General features: G+C 74.4%; 13 protein-coding genes. 11 read left to right on the top strand and 2 right to left on the bottom strand.

Annotated features, from left to right (window positions below; genetic code table 11):
* Positions 1–136: 136 nt before the first annotated feature.
* Entirely contained in the window at positions 137–3,868 is a 3,732-nt protein-coding gene (locus AC07D6_RS19095; RefSeq protein ID WP_479045800.1) for a glycosyltransferase family 2 protein, read from the top strand.
* A complete protein-coding gene (locus AC07D6_RS19090) occupies positions 3,865–5,478 on the top strand; it encodes a DUF5719 family protein (RefSeq protein ID WP_479045797.1) in 1,614 nt (537 codons plus the stop codon). Before AC07D6_RS19095 ends, AC07D6_RS19090 begins: the two co-directional genes overlap by 4 nt.
* 69 nt (positions 5,479–5,547) lie before the next feature.
* Here AC07D6_RS19090 and AC07D6_RS19085 read toward each other — a convergent pair whose 3' ends face one another.
* Positions 5,548–5,976 carry a metallopeptidase family protein gene (locus AC07D6_RS19085; RefSeq protein ID WP_479046186.1) on the bottom strand — a complete coding sequence of 143 codons (429 nt, stop codon included), beginning with the start codon at positions 5,974–5,976 and terminating at the stop codon, positions 5,548–5,550.
* A 285-nt stretch (positions 5,977–6,261) separates the two neighbouring features.
* Between AC07D6_RS19085 and AC07D6_RS19080 the strand changes: the two genes are divergently transcribed.
* The 8 genes from AC07D6_RS19080 to AC07D6_RS19045 all read left to right on the top strand — a co-directional run bounded on the left by AC07D6_RS19080 (position 6,262) and on the right by AC07D6_RS19045 (position 14,799).
* A complete protein-coding gene (locus tag AC07D6_RS19080; protein ID WP_315879842.1) occupies positions 6,262–6,690 on the top strand; it encodes a DUF3499 domain-containing protein in 429 nt (142 codons plus the stop codon).
* Positions 6,691–6,856: 166 nt separating this feature from the next.
* Positions 6,857–8,218 carry a phosphomannomutase/phosphoglucomutase gene (locus AC07D6_RS19075; protein WP_479045794.1) on the top strand — a complete coding sequence of 454 codons (1,362 nt, stop codon included), beginning with the start codon at positions 6,857–6,859 and terminating at the stop codon, positions 8,216–8,218.
* Between the two features lie 316 nt (positions 8,219–8,534).
* A complete protein-coding gene (locus AC07D6_RS19070) occupies positions 8,535–8,717 on the top strand; it encodes a Trm112 family protein (RefSeq protein WP_315879844.1) in 183 nt (60 codons plus the stop codon).
* A 47-nt stretch (positions 8,718–8,764) separates the two neighbouring features.
* On the top strand, positions 8,765–9,907 hold the full coding sequence (locus AC07D6_RS19065) for an SIS domain-containing protein (RefSeq protein ID WP_479045790.1): 1,143 nt from the start codon (positions 8,765–8,767) through the stop codon (positions 9,905–9,907).
* 167 nt (positions 9,908–10,074) lie between these two features.
* Positions 10,075–11,250, top strand: a complete 1,176-nt coding sequence (manA, locus tag AC07D6_RS19060; protein ID WP_479045787.1) for a mannose-6-phosphate isomerase, class I — start codon at positions 10,075–10,077, stop codon at positions 11,248–11,250.
* 96 nt (positions 11,251–11,346) lie between these two features.
* Entirely contained in the window at positions 11,347–12,264 is a 918-nt protein-coding gene (locus AC07D6_RS19055) for a cation diffusion facilitator family transporter (RefSeq protein ID WP_315879847.1), read from the top strand.
* A 314-nt stretch (positions 12,265–12,578) separates the two neighbouring features.
* On the top strand, positions 12,579–14,036 hold the full coding sequence (gene ahcY, locus AC07D6_RS19050) for an adenosylhomocysteinase (protein ID WP_315879848.1): 1,458 nt from the start codon (positions 12,579–12,581) through the stop codon (positions 14,034–14,036).
* A 148-nt stretch (positions 14,037–14,184) separates the two neighbouring features.
* On the top strand, positions 14,185–14,799 hold the full coding sequence (locus AC07D6_RS19045) for a hypothetical protein (protein WP_315879849.1): 615 nt from the start codon (positions 14,185–14,187) through the stop codon (positions 14,797–14,799).
* A gap of 30 nt (positions 14,800–14,829) precedes the next feature.
* Here AC07D6_RS19045 and AC07D6_RS19040 read toward each other — a convergent pair whose 3' ends face one another.
* Positions 14,830–15,783 carry an RDD family protein gene (locus AC07D6_RS19040; RefSeq protein ID WP_479045782.1) on the bottom strand — a complete coding sequence of 318 codons (954 nt, stop codon included), beginning with the start codon at positions 15,781–15,783 and terminating at the stop codon, positions 14,830–14,832.
* Between the two features lie 120 nt (positions 15,784–15,903).
* Here AC07D6_RS19040 and AC07D6_RS19035 point away from each other — a divergent pair, with 120 nt between their 5' ends.
* Entirely contained in the window at positions 15,904–16,911 is a 1,008-nt protein-coding gene (locus AC07D6_RS19035; RefSeq protein ID WP_479045779.1) for a stage II sporulation protein M, read from the top strand.
* The last annotated feature ends 426 nt before the right edge of the window (positions 16,912–17,337 follow it).

Genomic DNA, 17,337 nt, shown 5'->3' with positions numbered 1-17,337 from the left:
CCCGACGGTCCGCCCCCTGTGCTCCGTCCACAGGCGGCGGACCGCTGCCGTGCCAGCCATTAGTGTGGAGCCCCGTCAAAGACGCTCCGACGCCCCGCGACGCGGGCGACCCCCTGGCCGGAGGGCCCGTACCCCGATGTCCGCCACCACAGCCGCGTTTTCCGCCGCTTCTCCGCCGCAGCCCGAGTTCCCGCGGCACGTCGTCACCGCCGTGATCGTCTCCCACGACGGGGCGCGCTGGCTGCCGGACGCCCTCGCCGGACTCCTCGGCCAGGAACGCCCCGTGCAGTACGCCGTCGCCGCCGACACCGGCAGCGCCGACGAATCCGCCCGGCTCGTCGGCGAGGCGATCGGCGACGACCGGGTCCTGCACCTCGCCCGCCGCACCGGCTTCGGCGCCGCCGTCGAGGAGGCCGTCCGCGCCGCACCCCTCCTCGGCCCCGAGGACCTGCCCTACCTGAAGCGGCCCAGCGGCTGGGACCCCGTCAGCAGGACCTGGCGCGACGACGCCCACGAGATGCCCGACCTGCCGCACGGCGACCCGGTCCAGTGGCTGTGGCTCCTCCACGACGACTGCGCGCCCGCCCCCGACGCCCTCGCCGAACTGCTCCGCGTCGCCGACTCCGACGCGTACGCCGCGGTCATCGGCCCCAAGCTCCTCGGCTGGTACGACCGCAAGCAGCTCCTCGAAGTCGGCGTCACCATCGCCAACAGTGGCCGCCGCTGGACCGGCCTCGACCGCCGCGAACAGGACCAGGGGCAGCACGACCAGATCCGCCCCGTCCTGTCCGTCTCCAGCGCCGGCATGCTCATCCGCCGCGACGTCTTCGAAGAACTCGGCGGCTTCGACCGCCGCCTGCCCCTCATGCGCGACGACGTCGACCTGTGCTGGCGCGCCCACGCCGCCGGCCACCGCGTCCTCGTCGCCCCCGACGCCGTCCTCCGCCACGCCGAGGCCGCCTCCCGCGAGCGCCGCACCGTCGACTGCGCCGGCCGCTCCGTCGCCAACCCGCACCGCGTCGACAAGGCGGGCGCCGTCTACACCCTCCTCGCCAACGCGCGCGCGGCCGCCCTGCCGTACGTCCTCGTCCGCCTCGTCGTCGGCACCCTCCTGCGCACCCTCGCCTACCTCGTCGGAAAGGCCCCCGTCCAGGCCGTCGACGAGGTCATGGGCCTGTGCGGCGTCCTCCTCCGCCCCGAGCGGATCGTCGCCGCCCGCCGCAGACGCGCCTCCCGCGCCGCCGACCCCGCCGAGCTGCGCCCCCTCTTCCCGCCGCCCGGCGCCACCGTCCGCGCCACGGTCGAACAGGTCGCCTCCAACTTCGGCGGCACGGACGCCGACGCCGGCGGCTCCCGGCACGGCGCCGTCGAGTCCGGCCCCGGCGGCGACGACGCCGACTACCTGGAGATCGAGCAGTTCGCCCGGCTCAAGAAGATCGCCCGCAAACCGGGCCCCGTCCTCTTCGCCCTGCTCCTGCTCGTCTCCCTGATCGCCTGCCGCGGCCTCTTCGGCGGCGGCTCCCTCGCCGGCGGCGCCCTGCTACCCGTCCCCGACGGCGTCGGCGACCTGTGGAGCCGGTACGCCGACGCCTGGCACCCCCTCGGCACCGGCGGCACCCAGAGCGCCCCGCCCTACCTCGCCCTGCTCGCCGCCCTGTCCGGCCTGTTCCTCGGCTCCACCGGCTTCGCGCTCACCCTGCTGCTGGTGTGCTCCGTACCGCTCGCCGGCTTCACCGCGTACTTCGCCTCCCGCCCCCTCGTCGAGTCGCGGCTCCTGCGCGCGTGGGCCGCCGTCGCCTACGCCTTCCTGCCCGCCGCGACCGGCGCCCTCGCCACCGGCCGTCTCGGCACGGCCGTCCTCGCGGTCCTGCTGCCCCTCATGGCCCGCGCCGCCGTCGCCGCGTACGGGCTGCGCGGCGGCGGGACCGGCGCCCCCCGCGGCAGCTGGCGCGCCACCTGGGCGTACACGCTCCTCCTCACCGTCACGACGGCCTTCACGCCCGTCGTCTGGCCGCTCGCCGCCGTCCTCGGCGTCGCCGCCCTCGTCCTGCGCCGCGACGACATCACCGCGTACGGGCTGCGCCTCCTCGCCGTGGCCGGCACCCCGCTGCTCGTCCTCGCCCCCTGGTCGCTGTCCCTGCTGACCGACCCGGCCGCCTTCCTCAAGGAAGCCGGTACGGAGATCCGCACGGGACCGGCCTCCGCGCTCGACCTGCTCGGCGCCAGCCCCGGCGGCCCCCGCACGGTCGGCGGCCTCGTCCTCCTCGGCCTCGTCCTGGCCGCCCTCGCCGCCCTGCTCCGCGCGGAGCGCCGGTTCGCCATCCGCAGCGCCTGGGCCGTCGCCCTCGTCGCCCTCCTCTTCGCCGTCCTCACCAACGGCTCCGGCGACCGCGCCACCGGCTGGGCCGGCCCCGCCACCCTCGTCTACGGCCTCGCCCTCCTCGCCGCCGGCGTGCTCGGCGCCGAAGGCGGCCGCACCCGCGTCGCCGCGCAGAGCTTCGGCTGGCGCCAGCCCGTCGCCGCCCTCGTCGCCCTCGCCGCCGCCGTCGGCCCCCTGGTCTCCGCCGCCAACTGGATGATCGGCGGCGCCGCGGGCCCCCTGGAGCGCCGCGACCCCGTCCAGGTGCCCGCGTTCGTCGCGGAGGAGAGCATCACCCGCGACCAACCCCGCACCCTCGTCCTCGACGGCCCGTCGGCCGCCAAGGTCACCTACGCCCTCGTCCGCGGCTCCGGCGCCCGCCTCGGCGACGCCGAACTGACCGCCGCGGGCGGCAGCGACCCGCGCCTCGACAAGGTCGTCGCCCACCTCGTCGCCGGCTCCGGCGCCGACCAGACCGCCGAGCTCAGCGGCTTCGCCATCCGCTACGTGCTGGTACGCGACGGCGCGCCCCGCGAGATGGGCCGCGTCCTCGACGCGACACCCGGCCTCAGCCGGCTCAGCCAGCGCGACGGCAGCGCCCTGTGGCGCGTCGACCGCCAGGTCGCCCGCGCCGTCGTCGTCCCCGCCGCGGCCGGCGCCGCCGGGAGCGCCGAGGCGGCCACCGAACCCCTCCCCGTCGGCTCCGGTCCCGTCGAGGCGCACAGCGACATCCCCGCCGGCGGCGAGGGCCGCGTCCTGCGCATCGCCGACCGCGCCGACGACGGCTGGCAGGCCACCCTCGACGGCAAGCCCCTGGAGAAGACCACCGTCGACGGCTGGGCGCAGGGCTTCGAGCTGCCCGCCCAGGGCGGCCGCCTCGACCTGACCTACGACGCGCCGCTCACCCACACCGCGTGGATCTGGACCCAGTGCGCCCTCGCCGTCGTCCTGCTCGTCCTCGCCCTGCCGGGCCGCCGCCGCGACATCGACGACGACCTGCCCGAGGAGGTCGCCCCGGTCGTCCCGGCCCAGGACGCGACGGGCGACGGGCGCCGCGCGCGCAGGCTCCGCGCCGCGGCCGTCGACGCGGACGCCGCCCCCGCCCCCGTACCGGACCCGGCGTCCGACACCGACGCCGATCCGTACGCCATGCCCGCCCCGCGGACCCCGCCCCAGGGGCGGCCCGGCACCGACTGGCCTGACACGCCGCCCGTCCACCCCGCCGAGCAGGGGTACGGTGAGCAGCAGCCGTACGGGCACTACGGCGACCAGGACCACGGGCAGCAGGCGCCGTACGGCGAACAGCCCCACGGCCGGCCGTACGACCAGCCCTACGACGGGACCCCGTACCAGCAGGACCCGTACCAACAGGACCCGTACGACCCGGCCGCGTACACCGGGGGGTACGACCAGCAGCCGTACCCGTACCAGCAGCAGAGCCCGTACGACCCGTACGACCCGTACGGCTACGAGAACGAGCAGCGTCCCGACGGGAGCAGCCACCAGTGAACCGCAGCGCCCTCTCCCTCCTCGCGGCCGCGACCGCTCTTGCCGCCCTCACCGGCCTCGCCGCCCTGACGTCCCCCGGCGCGGACGGCTCCGCCCCGGCGGCCGGCGCGGCCCCCGCCAGGCTGCCCGTCGAACGCAGCAGCCTCCTGTGCCCGGCACCGAGCTCCTCCGAGGTCGCCGAGACGACGTACACCTCGTTCACGCCCGCCACCACCGGCGACGCCGGCAAGCCCGGAGCGGGCGCCCCGGCCGGCAAGGACGCGCTGCCGGACAAGGCCGAGCTGAAGCCGTCCGCCGCCACGCAGGAAACGACGACCGTCGCCCCGAAGAAGGACGACGGGAACAAGGACGAGAAGGCGCAGAAGGACGAGAAGAAGACCGCGGCGGCCGCGAGGAAACCGGCCGCGGACAAGGCCGTCATCACCGCCACCACCCCCGGAACGCCCGTGGCGGCGGAGGCGAACGGCGCCGAGGTGCCCGCCCTCGTCGGCGTCGCCTCCGGCCGGCTCGCCCCCGGCTGGACCACGCAGCAGACCACCGTCGTCCCCGCCGGGGGCGCCCGCGGCCTCCTCGGCGTCACCTGCACGCCCCCCGACACGGACTTCTGGTTCCCCGGCACCTCCACCGCCGAGAACCGCCGCGACTACGTCCACCTCACCAACCCCGACGACACCGCCGCCGTCGTCGACATCGAGCTGTACGGGCCCGAAGGCGCCCTGAAGTCGCAGCTCACCGACGGCATCCCGGTCCCCGCCCGGTCCAGCGTCCCCGTGCTGCTGTCCACGCTCACCGCGGACCCGGCCACCTCCGACGTCACCGTCCACGTCACCACCCGCAGCGGCCGCGTCGGCGCGGTCATCCGCTCCGCCGTCGACCAGCTCGGCAGCGACTGGCTGCCGGCCTCCGCCGACCCCGCCCCCTCCCTGGTCCTCCCCGGCATCCCCGCGGACGCCACGTCCGTGCAGCTCACGGCGTACGCGCCCGGCGAGGACGACGCCGAGCTGAAGATCCAGCTCGCCGGCGCCACGGGCACCATCACCCCCGCCGTCCAGCAGACGATCCGCGTGAAGTCCGGGATGACGGCCTCCGCCGACCTGAAGGACCTCACCAGCGGCGAGGCCGGCGCCCTGCTGCTGACCCCGGCCCAGGCGGGGCGCGCCACCCCCGTCGTCGCCGCGCTGCGCGTGGTGCGCGGCTCCGGCGAGAAGCAGGAGGTCGCCTTCATCCCGGCCACCGGCCCGGTGGGGGAGCGGGCGACCGTCGCCGACAACCGCGCCAAGGGCACCACCCTGTCGCTGACCGCGCCCGGCAAGACCGCCGAGGTCCGCGTCACCGCCTCCCCGGGGACCGAGGGCGGCACGCCGGCCACCAAGACGTACACCGTCAAGGCCGGCACGACCCTGGCGGTCGCCCCGCCCGTGCCCGCCGGTCTCAAGGGCTCCTACGCCCTGACCGTCGAGACCCTGTCCGGCGGCCCCGTCCACGCGGCCCGCATGCTGGCGCTGCCGCAGGACGGCATCGCGATGTTCACCCTGCAGACCTTCGCCGACGACCACGCGAAGGTGGCCGTGCCGGAGGCGGAACAGGACCTCGCCGTCCTGGAGGAGTAGACGAGCAGGCGGACCCGGCCCGGCACGCCCGCACGGGCTCACCGGCTCCCGGGGCCGGCCGCCGCCGGTTCAGTCCTGCCCGTAGCGCGGGTCCACCGACTCGGGCGCCAGGCCCAGCAGCTCGGCGACCTGCTCCACCACGACCTCGTGCACCAGCAGCGCCCGCTCGTCCCGGCTCTTGGCCCGCAGCTCCACGGGCCGCCGGTACACGACCACGCGCGCGTGCCGGTCCCGTGTCGCCGGCGCCGAACTGCCCAGCGGCACGGAGTCGTCCTGCGGCGCCGGCACCTCCAGCACCATGAAGTCGACCTCGGCGAGCTGGGGCCACCGCCGCTCCAGCCGCTCCACGGAGTCCTGCACCAGGTCGCGGAAGGTGTCCGCCCGCGTGGCGGACAGGGGAACCTGGGGCGGTGCCACGGGGCCGCGCATCCCCCGGCCGTGGCGATCACGGCGGCGCGGTCGCGGATCGGTCGGGCGGGCTGGTCCTGGACTGTCCATCACCTGACGCAGCGTAGTCCGCCCGGAGGCGCGTCGTTGCCCGTCCGGCCCCGCGCCCCGGCATGTCGCCGGGTGGGTGTTCCAGCCACGCGGGGGCGTGTTCCGGCACCCTTGCCGGATCGACCTGCCCGTGGGAAATGACCGGATTCGTTCGCCGAACCGCCCGCCCGGACGACCGCCCCGCCCGCCCCCGGGCCCCCTCCGTCCCCTCCCCGCGCAGGTCACGGCGGCCCACCGAAACCCCTCTGTGCCCGACGTCACACCGCGACACGGGCGAGTGACCTGGTGGAGAGTCGTCGCGGCCCGCTCAAGAGTGCGGTACCGTCCAACGTCGTGAGCCCTGTACGTCGCTGTTCGCGCACCGCGTGCGGCCGCCCTGCCGTCGCGACACTGACGTACGTCTATGCCGACTCGACCGCGGTCCTCGGCCCGCTCGCCACCTACGCGGAACCCCACTGCTACGACCTGTGCGCCGAGCACAGCGAGCGCCTCACCGCGCCCCGCGGCTGGGAGGTCGTCCGGCTGTCCGACGCCTCCGGCCCCACCCGCCCCAGCGGCGACGACCTGGAGGCCCTCGCCAACGCCGTGCGCGAGGCGGCCCGCCCCCAGGAGCGCGCGGTCCAGGCCGAGGGCAAGGGCGGCGCCCGGCCCGGCGACCCGGTCGAGGTCGGCCGCCGCGGCCACCTCCGCGTGCTGCGCTCCCCCGACTCCTGACACCGCGCCCGGGACCGACTCCTGACGCCGCGCCCGGGACGTCCCCGGCCCCGGTGCCGTCCGGCCGTACGCCGCCGCCGACGACGCCCCGTAGGTCCCTCCGCACGTTCCCGTCACCTCTGCGGGTAGCTTGTGTACCCCACACAGGCTCGCAGGAGGTTGGTCAGTGACTGCTGATCTGTCGCAGATCGTCAAGGCGTACGACGTCCGCGGAGTGGTGCCGGATCAGTGGGACGAGGCGCTCGCCGAGCTGTTCGGCGCGGCCTTCGTCCAGGTGACCGGTGCCGACGCGATCGTCGTCGGCCACGACATGCGCCCGTCGTCCCCCGGCCTGTCCGGTGCCTTCGCGCGCGGAGCCGCCGCCCGGGGCGCCGACGTCACCCTCATCGGACTGTGCTCCACCGACCAGTTGTACTTCGCCTCCGGCCACCTGGGCCTGCCGGGCGCCATGTTCACGGCGTCGCACAACCCGGCCCAGTACAACGGCATCAAGATGTGCCGCGCCGGCGCCGCCCCCATCGGCCAGGACAGCGGCCTCGCCGACATCCGCGCCCTCGTCGAGACGTGGCGGGACTCCGGAGCGCCCGCCCCGGCCGCCACCCCCGGCGAGATCACCGAGACGGACACCCTCACCGCCTACGCGGACCACCTGAAGTCCCTGGTCGACCTCACGTCCATCCGTCCCCTGAAGGTCGTCGTCGACGCGGGCAACGGCATGGGCGGCCACACGGTCCCCACCGTCTTCGAGGGCCTGCCCCTGACGCTCGTCCCCCTGTACTTCGAGCTGGACGGCACGTTCCCCAACCACGAGGCCAACCCGCTCGACCCCGCCAACATCGTCGACCTCCAGCAGCGCGTCCGCGCCGAAGGCGCCGACCTGGGCCTGGCCTTCGACGGCGACGCCGACCGCTGCTTCGTCGTGGACGAGCGGGGCGAGCCCGTCTCCCCGTCCGCGATCACCGCGCTGGTCGCCGCCCGCGAGCTGGCCAAGCACTCCGGCGGAACGGTCATCCACAACCTGATCACGTCGCAGTCCGTCCCCGAGGTCGTCCGCGAGAACGGCGGCACCCCCGTCCGCACCCGCGTCGGCCACTCCTTCATCAAGGCCGAGATGGCCCGCACGGGCGCGATCTTCGGCGGCGAGCACTCCGCGCACTACTACTTCCGCGACTTCTGGAACGCCGACACCGGCATGCTCGCCGCGCTCCACGTCCTCGCCGCGCTCGGCGGCCAGGAGGGCACGCTGTCCGCGCTCGTCGCCGAGTACGACCGCTACGCGGCCTCCGGCGAGATCAACTCCACCGTCACCGACCAGGCCGCCAGCACCGCCGCCGTACGCGGGGCCTTCGCGTCCCGCGAGGGCGTCACCGTCGACGAGCTCGACGGCCTCACCATCAGCGGCGACGGCTGGTGGTTCAACCTCCGGCCGTCCAACACCGAGCCGCTCCTCCGCCTCAACGTCGAGGCCAAGGACGAGGCCACCATGGCCGAGATCCGCGACGAGGTCCTCGCCCTCGTCCGCGCCTGACCGGCCTCCGCTCCACGGGCCTCCGCCCCACGGGCCTCCGCCCTATGGCACCCGGCCCCGGCGCCCGCCCCCGGCACCGGCGCCCGTCCCGCACCCGCGCGGACGGGCGCCGGCACCGGGCGGCACCCCCAGGCACCCCGCCCCCGCCCCCGCGGGCGCCCGCGTCCCGGCCTCCCGCCGACCCGACGCCCTCCGCTCCCCGGCGGTAGGCTGACGACGCCAGGAAACCGCAGCACACCGCGACACCGCGCCGGACCGGCCGGACCCACACCCCGGCCCCGCCGGCGCCACGAACGCACCCGAAGGGAACCGCTCCATGCCGCTCGAAGCCGGCCTCCTCGACATCCTCGCCTGCCCCGCCTGCCGCGCCCCCCTCAGCGACCGCACGGCCGACGAGACCCCCGAGCTGGTCTGCACGAGCGACGACTGCGGCCTCGCCTACCCCGTACGGGACGGCATCCCGGTACTCCTCGTCGACGAGGCCCGCCGCCCCGTCTGACCCCCACGCCCGGCGACATCCCGCACCGGCGATCGGAGATCCCGCCCATGCTCGACGACTCGTTGCTCGACGCTCCTGAGGGACTGGCCCGGGCGGACCGCCGCGGACTCCTGCGCGGCGCCGCCGAATCCGGTGCCCGGGTACGCACGGCCGCCCGGCACGCGGCCGAGGCCGGCATCACCGCCCTCCAGCCGGAAGGGCGCCCCCGTACCGTCCTCGTCGCCGGCACCGGTACGGCGGCCACCGGAGCCGCCGACCTGATCTCCGCCCTCGCCGGGGCCTCCGCGCCCGTCATCCGGCTGTGCCCCACCGGCGTCGCCCCGGCCGCGGGCGCGCTCCGCTGGACCCTCCCGGGCTGGGCCGGCGCCGTCGACCTGCTGCTCATCCCGACCAACGACGGCTCCGAACCCGGTCTCGCCACGCTCGCCGAGCAGGCGTACCGCCGCGGCGTCACCGTCGTCGCCGTCGCCCCGCGGCGCTCGCCCATCGCGGAGGCCGTCGGCAACACCCACGGCCTCGTCGTCCCCATGGCGACCGCGCCCCACGAGCTGTACGACGAACCGCAGGCCGCCGGCCCCGGCGCCCTGTGGGCGCTGTTCACCCCGCTCCTCGCCCTCCTCGACCGCGTCGGCCTGTTCACGGCCCCCGCCGGCACGCTGGAGACGGTCGCCGACCGCCTCGACCGCACCGCCGAACGCTGCGGCCCCGCCGTCGCCACGTACAGCAACCCGGCCAAGACCCTCGCCGCCGAACTCTCCGACGCGCTGCCCCTCATCTGGACCGAGGGCACCCCCGCCGCGCCCGTGGGCCGCCGCTTCGCCGCCGTCCTCGCCGAGCTCGCCGGCCGCCCCGCTCTCGCCGGGGAACTCCCCGAGGCGCTCGCCGCCCACAGCGGCCTCCTCGCCGGCGACTTCGCCGGGGGCGCCGACCCCGACGACTTCTTCCGCGACCGCGTCGAGGACCCACAGGCGCTGCACGCGCGCGTCGTCCTCCTTCGCGACCGCCCCGCAGACGCCGGCGGCCTCACCGCCGCCCCCGCCGCCCGCGAGCTCGCCCTCGCCCACGACACGCCCTTCAGCGAGTTGGAGCCCGAGGAGGGCAGCAACCCCCTCGAAGCCCTCGCCGAACTCCTCGCCGTCACCGACTTCGCCGCCTGCTACCTCGCCCTGGCCTCCGGCCGCCGCCTCTGACCCCGCCCGGCCGCCGCCCCGCGACCGCCCCGCCCGGAACCCCGAGCCCCGGACCCTCCGCGCCCGGACCCGGACCCTCCGAGCCCGAATCCGCCCCGCCCCCGCCCCCCGGACCGCCGCGCCCCGGCCGCACCCGCCGCCGCCCGCACACGGAAAGCCCGCCGCCCATGGACCGCCTCTCCACCACCGTCCGCCCCTACGCCTGGGGCTCCACGACGGCCATCCCGGAACTGCTCGGCACCGCCCCCACCGGCGAGCCCCAGGCCGAGATGTGGATGGGCGCCCACCCCGGCGCACCCTCCCGCATCACCCGCCCCACCCCCGAAGGCGCCCGCGAACAGCCGCTCGACGAGGTCATCGCCGCCGACCCCGACAAGGAGCTCGGCCCCGCCACCGTCGCCAGGTTCGGCCCCCGCCTGCCCTTCCTGCTGAAGATCCTCGCCGCCGCGGCCCCCCTCTCCCTCCAGGTCCACCCCGACCCCTCCCGGGCCCGGGCCGGTTACGCCGCCGAGGAACGCGCCGGCATCCCCCTCGACGCCCCGCACCGCACCTACAAGGACCCGAACCACAAACCCGAACTCATCTGCGCCCTCACCCCCTTCGAGGGCTTCTGCGGCTTCCGCGACCCCGCCCGGACCGCCGACCTCCTCGCCGCCCTCGACGTCGACTCCCTCAAGCCGTACGTGGACCTCCTCCACGCCCGCCCCGAGGACGCCGCCCTCCGCGAGGTCCTCACCGCCGTCCTCACCGCCGATCCCGACGGCATCGCCGCCACCGTCCACGACACCGCCGCCGCCTGCGCCCGCCTCGGCGGCGCCCACGCCCCGTACGCCACCCTCGCCCACCACTACCCCGGCGACCCCGGTGTCCTCGCCGCCCTCCTCCTCAACCACGTACGGCTCCAACCCGGCGAAGCCCTCTACCTCGGCGCCGGCGTCCCCCACGCCTACCTCGGCGGCCTCGGAGTCGAGATCATGGCCAATTCCGACAACGTCCTGCGCTGCGGCCTCACCCCCAAGCACGTCGACGTCCCCGAACTCCTCCGCGTCGTCCGCTTCGAGGCCGGCGACCCCGGCGTCCTGCGCCCCGAGGCGTCCCCCTCCGGCGAGGAGGTGTACGACGCCCCCGTCGACGAGTTCCGCCTCTCCCGGTACGTGCGCCCCGAAGGCGCCGCCCCCGCCGACCTCACCGCCCCGACCCCGCAGATCCTCCTCGCCACCGCCGGCACCCCGCGCCTCGGCGACCTCACCCTCGCCCCCGGCCACTCCGTCTTCGTCCCGGCCGGGGAGGCCGTCGAACTGTCGGGTGTCGGCACTCTCTTCAGGGCCACGGCGATGCCCTGATCCACCGCCGCCATCCGGTGCTGCAACAATGTCCCGCCGTACAGAACCGGCCGAACCCACGAACCCACCGGGGACCAGCGAAGGGACAGGACACGCATGAGCGCGTCAGGCGGAACCAAGGCGATCGTGGCAGCACTCGTCGCCAACCTCGCGATCGCCGCGAGCAAATTCGTGGCGTTCGTCTTCAGCGGCTCGTCGTCGATGCTCGCCGAATCGGTGCACTCACTCGCCGACTCCGGCAACCAGGGGCTCCTGCTCCTCGGAGGGAAGAAGGCCCAGCGCGAGGCGACCCCCCAGCACCCCTTCGGCTACGGCCGCGAGCGGTACATCTACGCCTTCCTCGTCTCCATCGTCCTCTTCTCCGTCGGCGGCATGTTCGCCCTCTACGAGGGCTACGAGAAGATCAAGCACCCCCACGAGATCGAGGCGTGGTACTGGCCCGTCGGCGTCCTCGTCTTCGCGATCATCGCCGAGTCGTTCTCCTTCCGCACCGCCATCAAGGAGTCCAACGAACTCCGCGGCAAGCGCTCCTGGAAGGAGTTCGTCCGCACCGCCAAGGCGCCCGAGCTGCCCGTCGTCCTCCTGGAGGACCTCGGCGCCCTCATCGGCCTGATCCTCGCCCTCGTCGGCGTCAGCCTCGCCCTCGTCACCGGCGACGGCGTCTGGGACGGCATCGGCACCCTGTGCATCGGCGCGCTGCTCATCCTGATCGCCATCGTCCTCGCCGTCGAGACCAAGTCCCTCCTCCTGGGCGAGTCCGCCGGCCTCGACGAGGTCCGGAAGATCGAGGAAGCCCTCGTCGACGGCACCACCGTCACCAGCGTCATCCACATGCGCACCCTCCACCTCGGCCCCGAGGAACTCCTCGTCGCCGCCAAGATCGCCGTCGAGCACGACGAGACCGCCGCGCAGGTCGCCGCCGCGATCGACGCCGCGGAGGGGCGCATCCGCGCCGCCGTCCCCATCGCCCGGGTCATCTACCTGGAGCCCGACATCCTCCGCGCCACCCGCTGAACGCCCACCGCACCACCCCGCCGGCCCGCCCGGCATCCGAAGGCCCCGGCCCCCCGCCGGGGCCTTCGGCTTCCGCCCCTCCCGCGCGACGGCCGGAACCCGCCCCCGGCGGACTTGAAGACCGCGCACCCGATCGGTGTAGATTCGAATACCGAGCCAGACGTCGCTGCTGATGGCGGTCGGGCGGTCCCGACGGACCGGCCGAGGGAGAGAGGGCCTCCGACGACTGCACCGCGCGTGCCCGGGCATCCTTGTGTCCGCCGGCGCGGAGCCAGCCGTACCCACCTCGACCCGACAACGAGGAGCAGCACGAAATGACGACTGTCGACAACCGACAGGACTTCAAGGTCGCCGACCTCTCCCTGGCCGAGTTCGGCCGCAAGGAGATCACCCTCGCCGAGCACGAGATGCCCGGCCTGATGGCGATCCGCAAGGAGTACGCCGACGCCCAGCCCCTGGCCGGCGCCCGCATCACCGGCTCCCTGCACATGACCGTGCAGACCGCCGTCCTCATCGAGACCCTCGTCGCCCTCGGCGCCCGGGTCCGCTGGGCCTCCTGCAACATCTTCTCCACGCAGGACCACGCCGCCGCCGCCGTCGCCGTCGGCCCCGACGGCACCCCGGACGACCCGAAGGGCGTCCCCGTCTTCGCCTGGAAGGGCGAGACGCTGGAGGAGTACTGGTGGTGCACCGAGCAGGCCCTGACCTGGCCGGACAGCTCCACCGGCGGCCCCAACATGATCCTCGACGACGGTGGTGACGCCACCCTCCTCGTCCACAAGGGCGTCGAGTTCGAGAAGGCCGGCCAGGCCCCGGACCCGTCCACCGCGGACAGCGAGGAGTACGGCCACATCCTCCGCCTCCTCAACCGCACCCTCGCCGAGGACCCGCAGAAGTGGACCCGCCTCGCGTCCGAGATCCGCGGCGTCACCGAGGAGACCACGACCGGCGTCCACCGCCTGTACGAGATGCACCGCGACGGCACGCTGCTCTTCCCGGCGATCAACGTCAACGACGCGGTCACCAAGTCGAAGTTCGACAACAAGTACGGCTGCCGCCACTCCCTGGTCGACGGCATCAACCGCGCCACCGACGTCCTGATCGGCGGCAAGGTCGCCGTCGTCTGCGGCTACGGCGACGTCGGCAAGGGCTGTGCCGAGTCCCTCCGCGGCCAGGGCGCCCGTGTCATCGTCACCGAGATCGACCCCATCTGCGCCCTCCAGGCGGCGATGGACGGCTACCAGGTCACCACCCTCGACGAGGTCGTCGAGACCGCCGACATCTTCATCACCACCACCGGCAACCGTGACATCATCATGGCCTCGGACATGGTCAAGATGAAGCACCAGGCCATCGTCGGCAACATCGGCCACTTCGACAACGAGATCGACATGGCCGGTCTCGCCAGGATCCCCGGCATCGTCAAGGACGAGGTCAAGCCGCAGGTCCACACCTGGACCTTCCCCGACGGCAAGAAGATCATCGTCCTGTCCGAGGGCCGCCTGCTGAACCTGGGCAACGCCACCGGCCACCCGTCCTTCGTGATGTCCAACTCGTTCGCGGACCAGACCCTGGCCCAGATCGAGCTCTACACGAAGCCGGAGCAGTACCCGACCGACGTGTACGTCCTGCCCAAGCACCTCGACGAGAAGGTCGCCCGCCTCCACCTGGACGCGCTCGGCGTCAAGCTCACCACGCTCCGCCCGGAGCAGGCCGACTACATCGGCGTCAAGGTCGAAGGCCCGTACAAGCCGGACCACTACCGCTACTGACCGGCCCCGCGACCGCCCCGCGGCCGCACTGGCAGCAGGTACCCAGGCAGGCCCCCGCACCCCCGTGCCGGGGGCCTGCCCCGTACCCGGCCGGCCCGACCACCGCTCAGCGGCGGCGCCGAGACCCCGACCAGAACCCCGAGGACCCATGCCCCGAGGCCGCTATTCGCTCCACGATCCGCACGACCGCACCCCCCTCGGCGAAGAACACTTCCACTGCGCGCCCGGCCCCTCCGGCTGGCGCTACGTCTCGCAACGGACCACCCCCTCCGGCGACCACGCCGGCTCCGTCGACCTCGCCCTCGACGACCTCGGCCGCCCCATCCGCCTCGAACTCCACGCCGGCGCCTGGCAGGTACGCGGCGCCGCCCTCGACGGCGTCACCTGGGTCCGCACCGACCCGACCGGTTCGCATGCCGCGGAAGGCAACGTGCGCGCCCACGCCTTCACCGGCAGCTCCCCCGCCTTCCTCGTGGCCCTCACCCGGCTCCTGCGCCTCACCCCCCGTTCCGGCTCGACCCGCGTCCGCCTCGTCGCCTTCACGGACCCGGTCCTCGCCCCCCTCACCGTCGACCAGTCCTGGGCCCTGGTGAACAGTGAAACGCACACCACTGACAACGGCCCCCTGACCGTGGACGAGTACCAGGTCACCGCCCTCGACACGGGCGAGCGACACGGCGTCCACATCGCCGGCGACGTCGTCCTCGCGGCCCCGGGCGTCGAGCTCGAGGACCTCCAGACCCCGCCGTCCGTCTTCCCCTGACCTCCCCTGGCGGTCCCGCGCTCCCCGTCGCTAGGCAGGCGGCACGAACCCGGTGCCGGACCCCCGGGGCAGCCCTTCCCCCACCTCCGCCGCGGACCGCGCCGCAGAAGCCCCGGCACCCCCCACGGCCACCCCTGCAGAACCACCCGCGCCGACCGCCCCAACCGAAACAATCGAGCCAGCCAACACAGAAGCCCCATCAGCCCCGGCAACCCCACCGGCACCGACACCCGCCCCCGCGGGCACCACCCGCCGCGCGTCCCGCGCCTGCCGCTCGTGCACGACCGCCGCCAGGAACGCCGCGGCGGGCACCCCCGGGGGCGGCGGCGTCCCCGTACGCGCCGCCAACTCGTCCGCCAGCCGCTCCGCCAGAGCCCGGCCCGCCTCCGGATCCAACTGCCCCATCCGCGTCAGGTACTGCCGGAACCCCAGCCACAGCGCGTCCGGCACCGCCGACAGGTCCAACTGCGCGAACCGCCCCACCAACCACGGCGGCGGCGGGGGCACCGGCGCCGTACGACCCACCGGCACCCGCTCCCGCACCACCAGCGTCCCCGCGAACACATCGCCGATCCGCCGCCCCCGCGCCGACACCAGCGAAGCGATGCACGCGATCACCCCGAAGGTCATCAGGATCTCCACGACCCCGATCAGCCCCCGCACCAGCGCGTGCCGGAACCGGATCGGCCCCCCGTCGTCCCGCACCACCCGCAACCCGCACGCCAGCTTCCCCAGCGACCGCCCGTGGCTCAGCGTCTCCACCGCGACCGGCCCGCCCACCAGCACCAGCAGGAACGACGCGATCGACACGGCCGTCATCGCCGCCTCGTCGAGCGATGCCGACGCGAAGACGAGCCCGATGGATATCAGCAGGTACGCCGTCCACACGACGACGAGGTCGATCAGCAGCGCCAGCGCCCGGCTCGGCAACCGGGCCGGTCGCAGCCCCAGCACGACCGCGTCCCCCGTCACGACCTCACTCACGCCGCCCACCCTTCTCCGACCTTGCCCGACCGCTCCCCACGCCAGTCTGCCAAGCTGACCGGCAGCGCGCCGCAGTAGTACGAACCGTACGCACCCCGTGCACTGGAGCATCAGCCGATCATGGACCTCGACGTCTACGTCACCGCCCACCGCGCCGAGTGGGACCGCCTGGACCACCTCCTGAGCCGCGGCCGCCGGCTGTCCGGCGCCGAGGCGGACGAGCTCGTCGCGCTGTACCAGCGCACCGCGACCCACCTCTCCGTCGTCCAGAGCACCGCGCCCGACCCGGCGCTCACGGCCCGCCTCACCCAGCTCGTCGCCCGCGCCCGCGCCGCCGTCACCGGCACCCGCCGCGCCTCCTGGCGCGACGCCGCCCGCTTCCTCACCGCCGGGTTCCCCGCCGCGGTCTACCGCTCACGGCACTGGTGGATCCCCACCGCGGTCCTCTCCACCCTCCTCGCCGCGGTCATCGGCTGGTGGATCGGTACGCACCCCGAGGTCCAGGCGGCGATCGCCGCCCCCGAGGAGCTGCGCCAGATGACCCGCCCCGGAGGCGAGTACGAGACGTACTACTCCAGCCACCCGGCCGCCTCCTTCGCCGCCCAGGTCTGGACGAACAACGCGCAGGCCGCCGCCATGTGCCTGGTCCTCGGCGCCTTCTTCGGCGTACCGGTGCTGTGGGTCCTCTTCCTCAACATGCTCAACCTCGGCATCGGCATCGGCCTCATGTCCTCCGCGGGACGCCTCGACACCTTCCTCGGCCTGGTCCTCCCGCACGGCCTGCTGGAGCTGACGGCCGTCTTCGTCGCCGCCGGTACGGGCCTCCGCCTCGGCTGGACCCTCGTGGACCCGGGCCCGTACTCGCGCCGCGCGGCCCTCGCCCAGCAGGGGCGCGCCGCGATCGGCATGGCCATCGGCCTGGCCCTGGTCCTGTTCGTGTCCGGGGTCATCGAGGGCTTCGTGACGCCGTCCGGCCTCCCCACCTGGGCCCGCATCGCCATCGGCGTCGCGGCCGAGGCCGCCTTCCTCCTGTACGTGTACGTGCTCGGCGGCCGGGCGGCCCGGGCCGGCGAGGCGGGCGACGTCGTGTCCGCCGACCGCAGCGCGGAGCTGCCGACCGCCGCCTGATGTGCGTCCGGCCCCTCCGACCTGCTACTGTCCTCTTCGCCCGCCAAACCTGTTGACACAGGTGAGACGGGGAGGTAGATTTAAACGGTTGCCGGGAGCTGGACAAGCTCAAGTGCGACGGTTAATATCTCTCTCGCTCCGCAGTGAACCGGACAGGTTCTCGCCGGAGCAATATTGATTCCTCATTCGGATCGCGAAGCCGATTTCAATCGGCGGAGATGAGTCTGATAAAGTCGAATCAAGTCGAAAGACAAAAGGCCCTCCAACGGCCACTGGATACGAAATTCGGACCGGGAACGGAACGGAAAACGGATCTGGTAGAGTTGGAAACACCGAAGGGAAGCGCCCGGAGGAAAGCCCGAGAGGGTGAGTACGAAGGAAGCGTCCGTTCCTTGAGAACTCAACAGCGTGCCAAAAATCAACGCC

Source organism: Streptomyces sp. NPDC045287 (assembly GCF_056432325.1).
The sequence above is the reverse complement of the archived record's forward strand: the minus strand, read 5'-3'. Positions and strand labels throughout refer to the sequence as shown.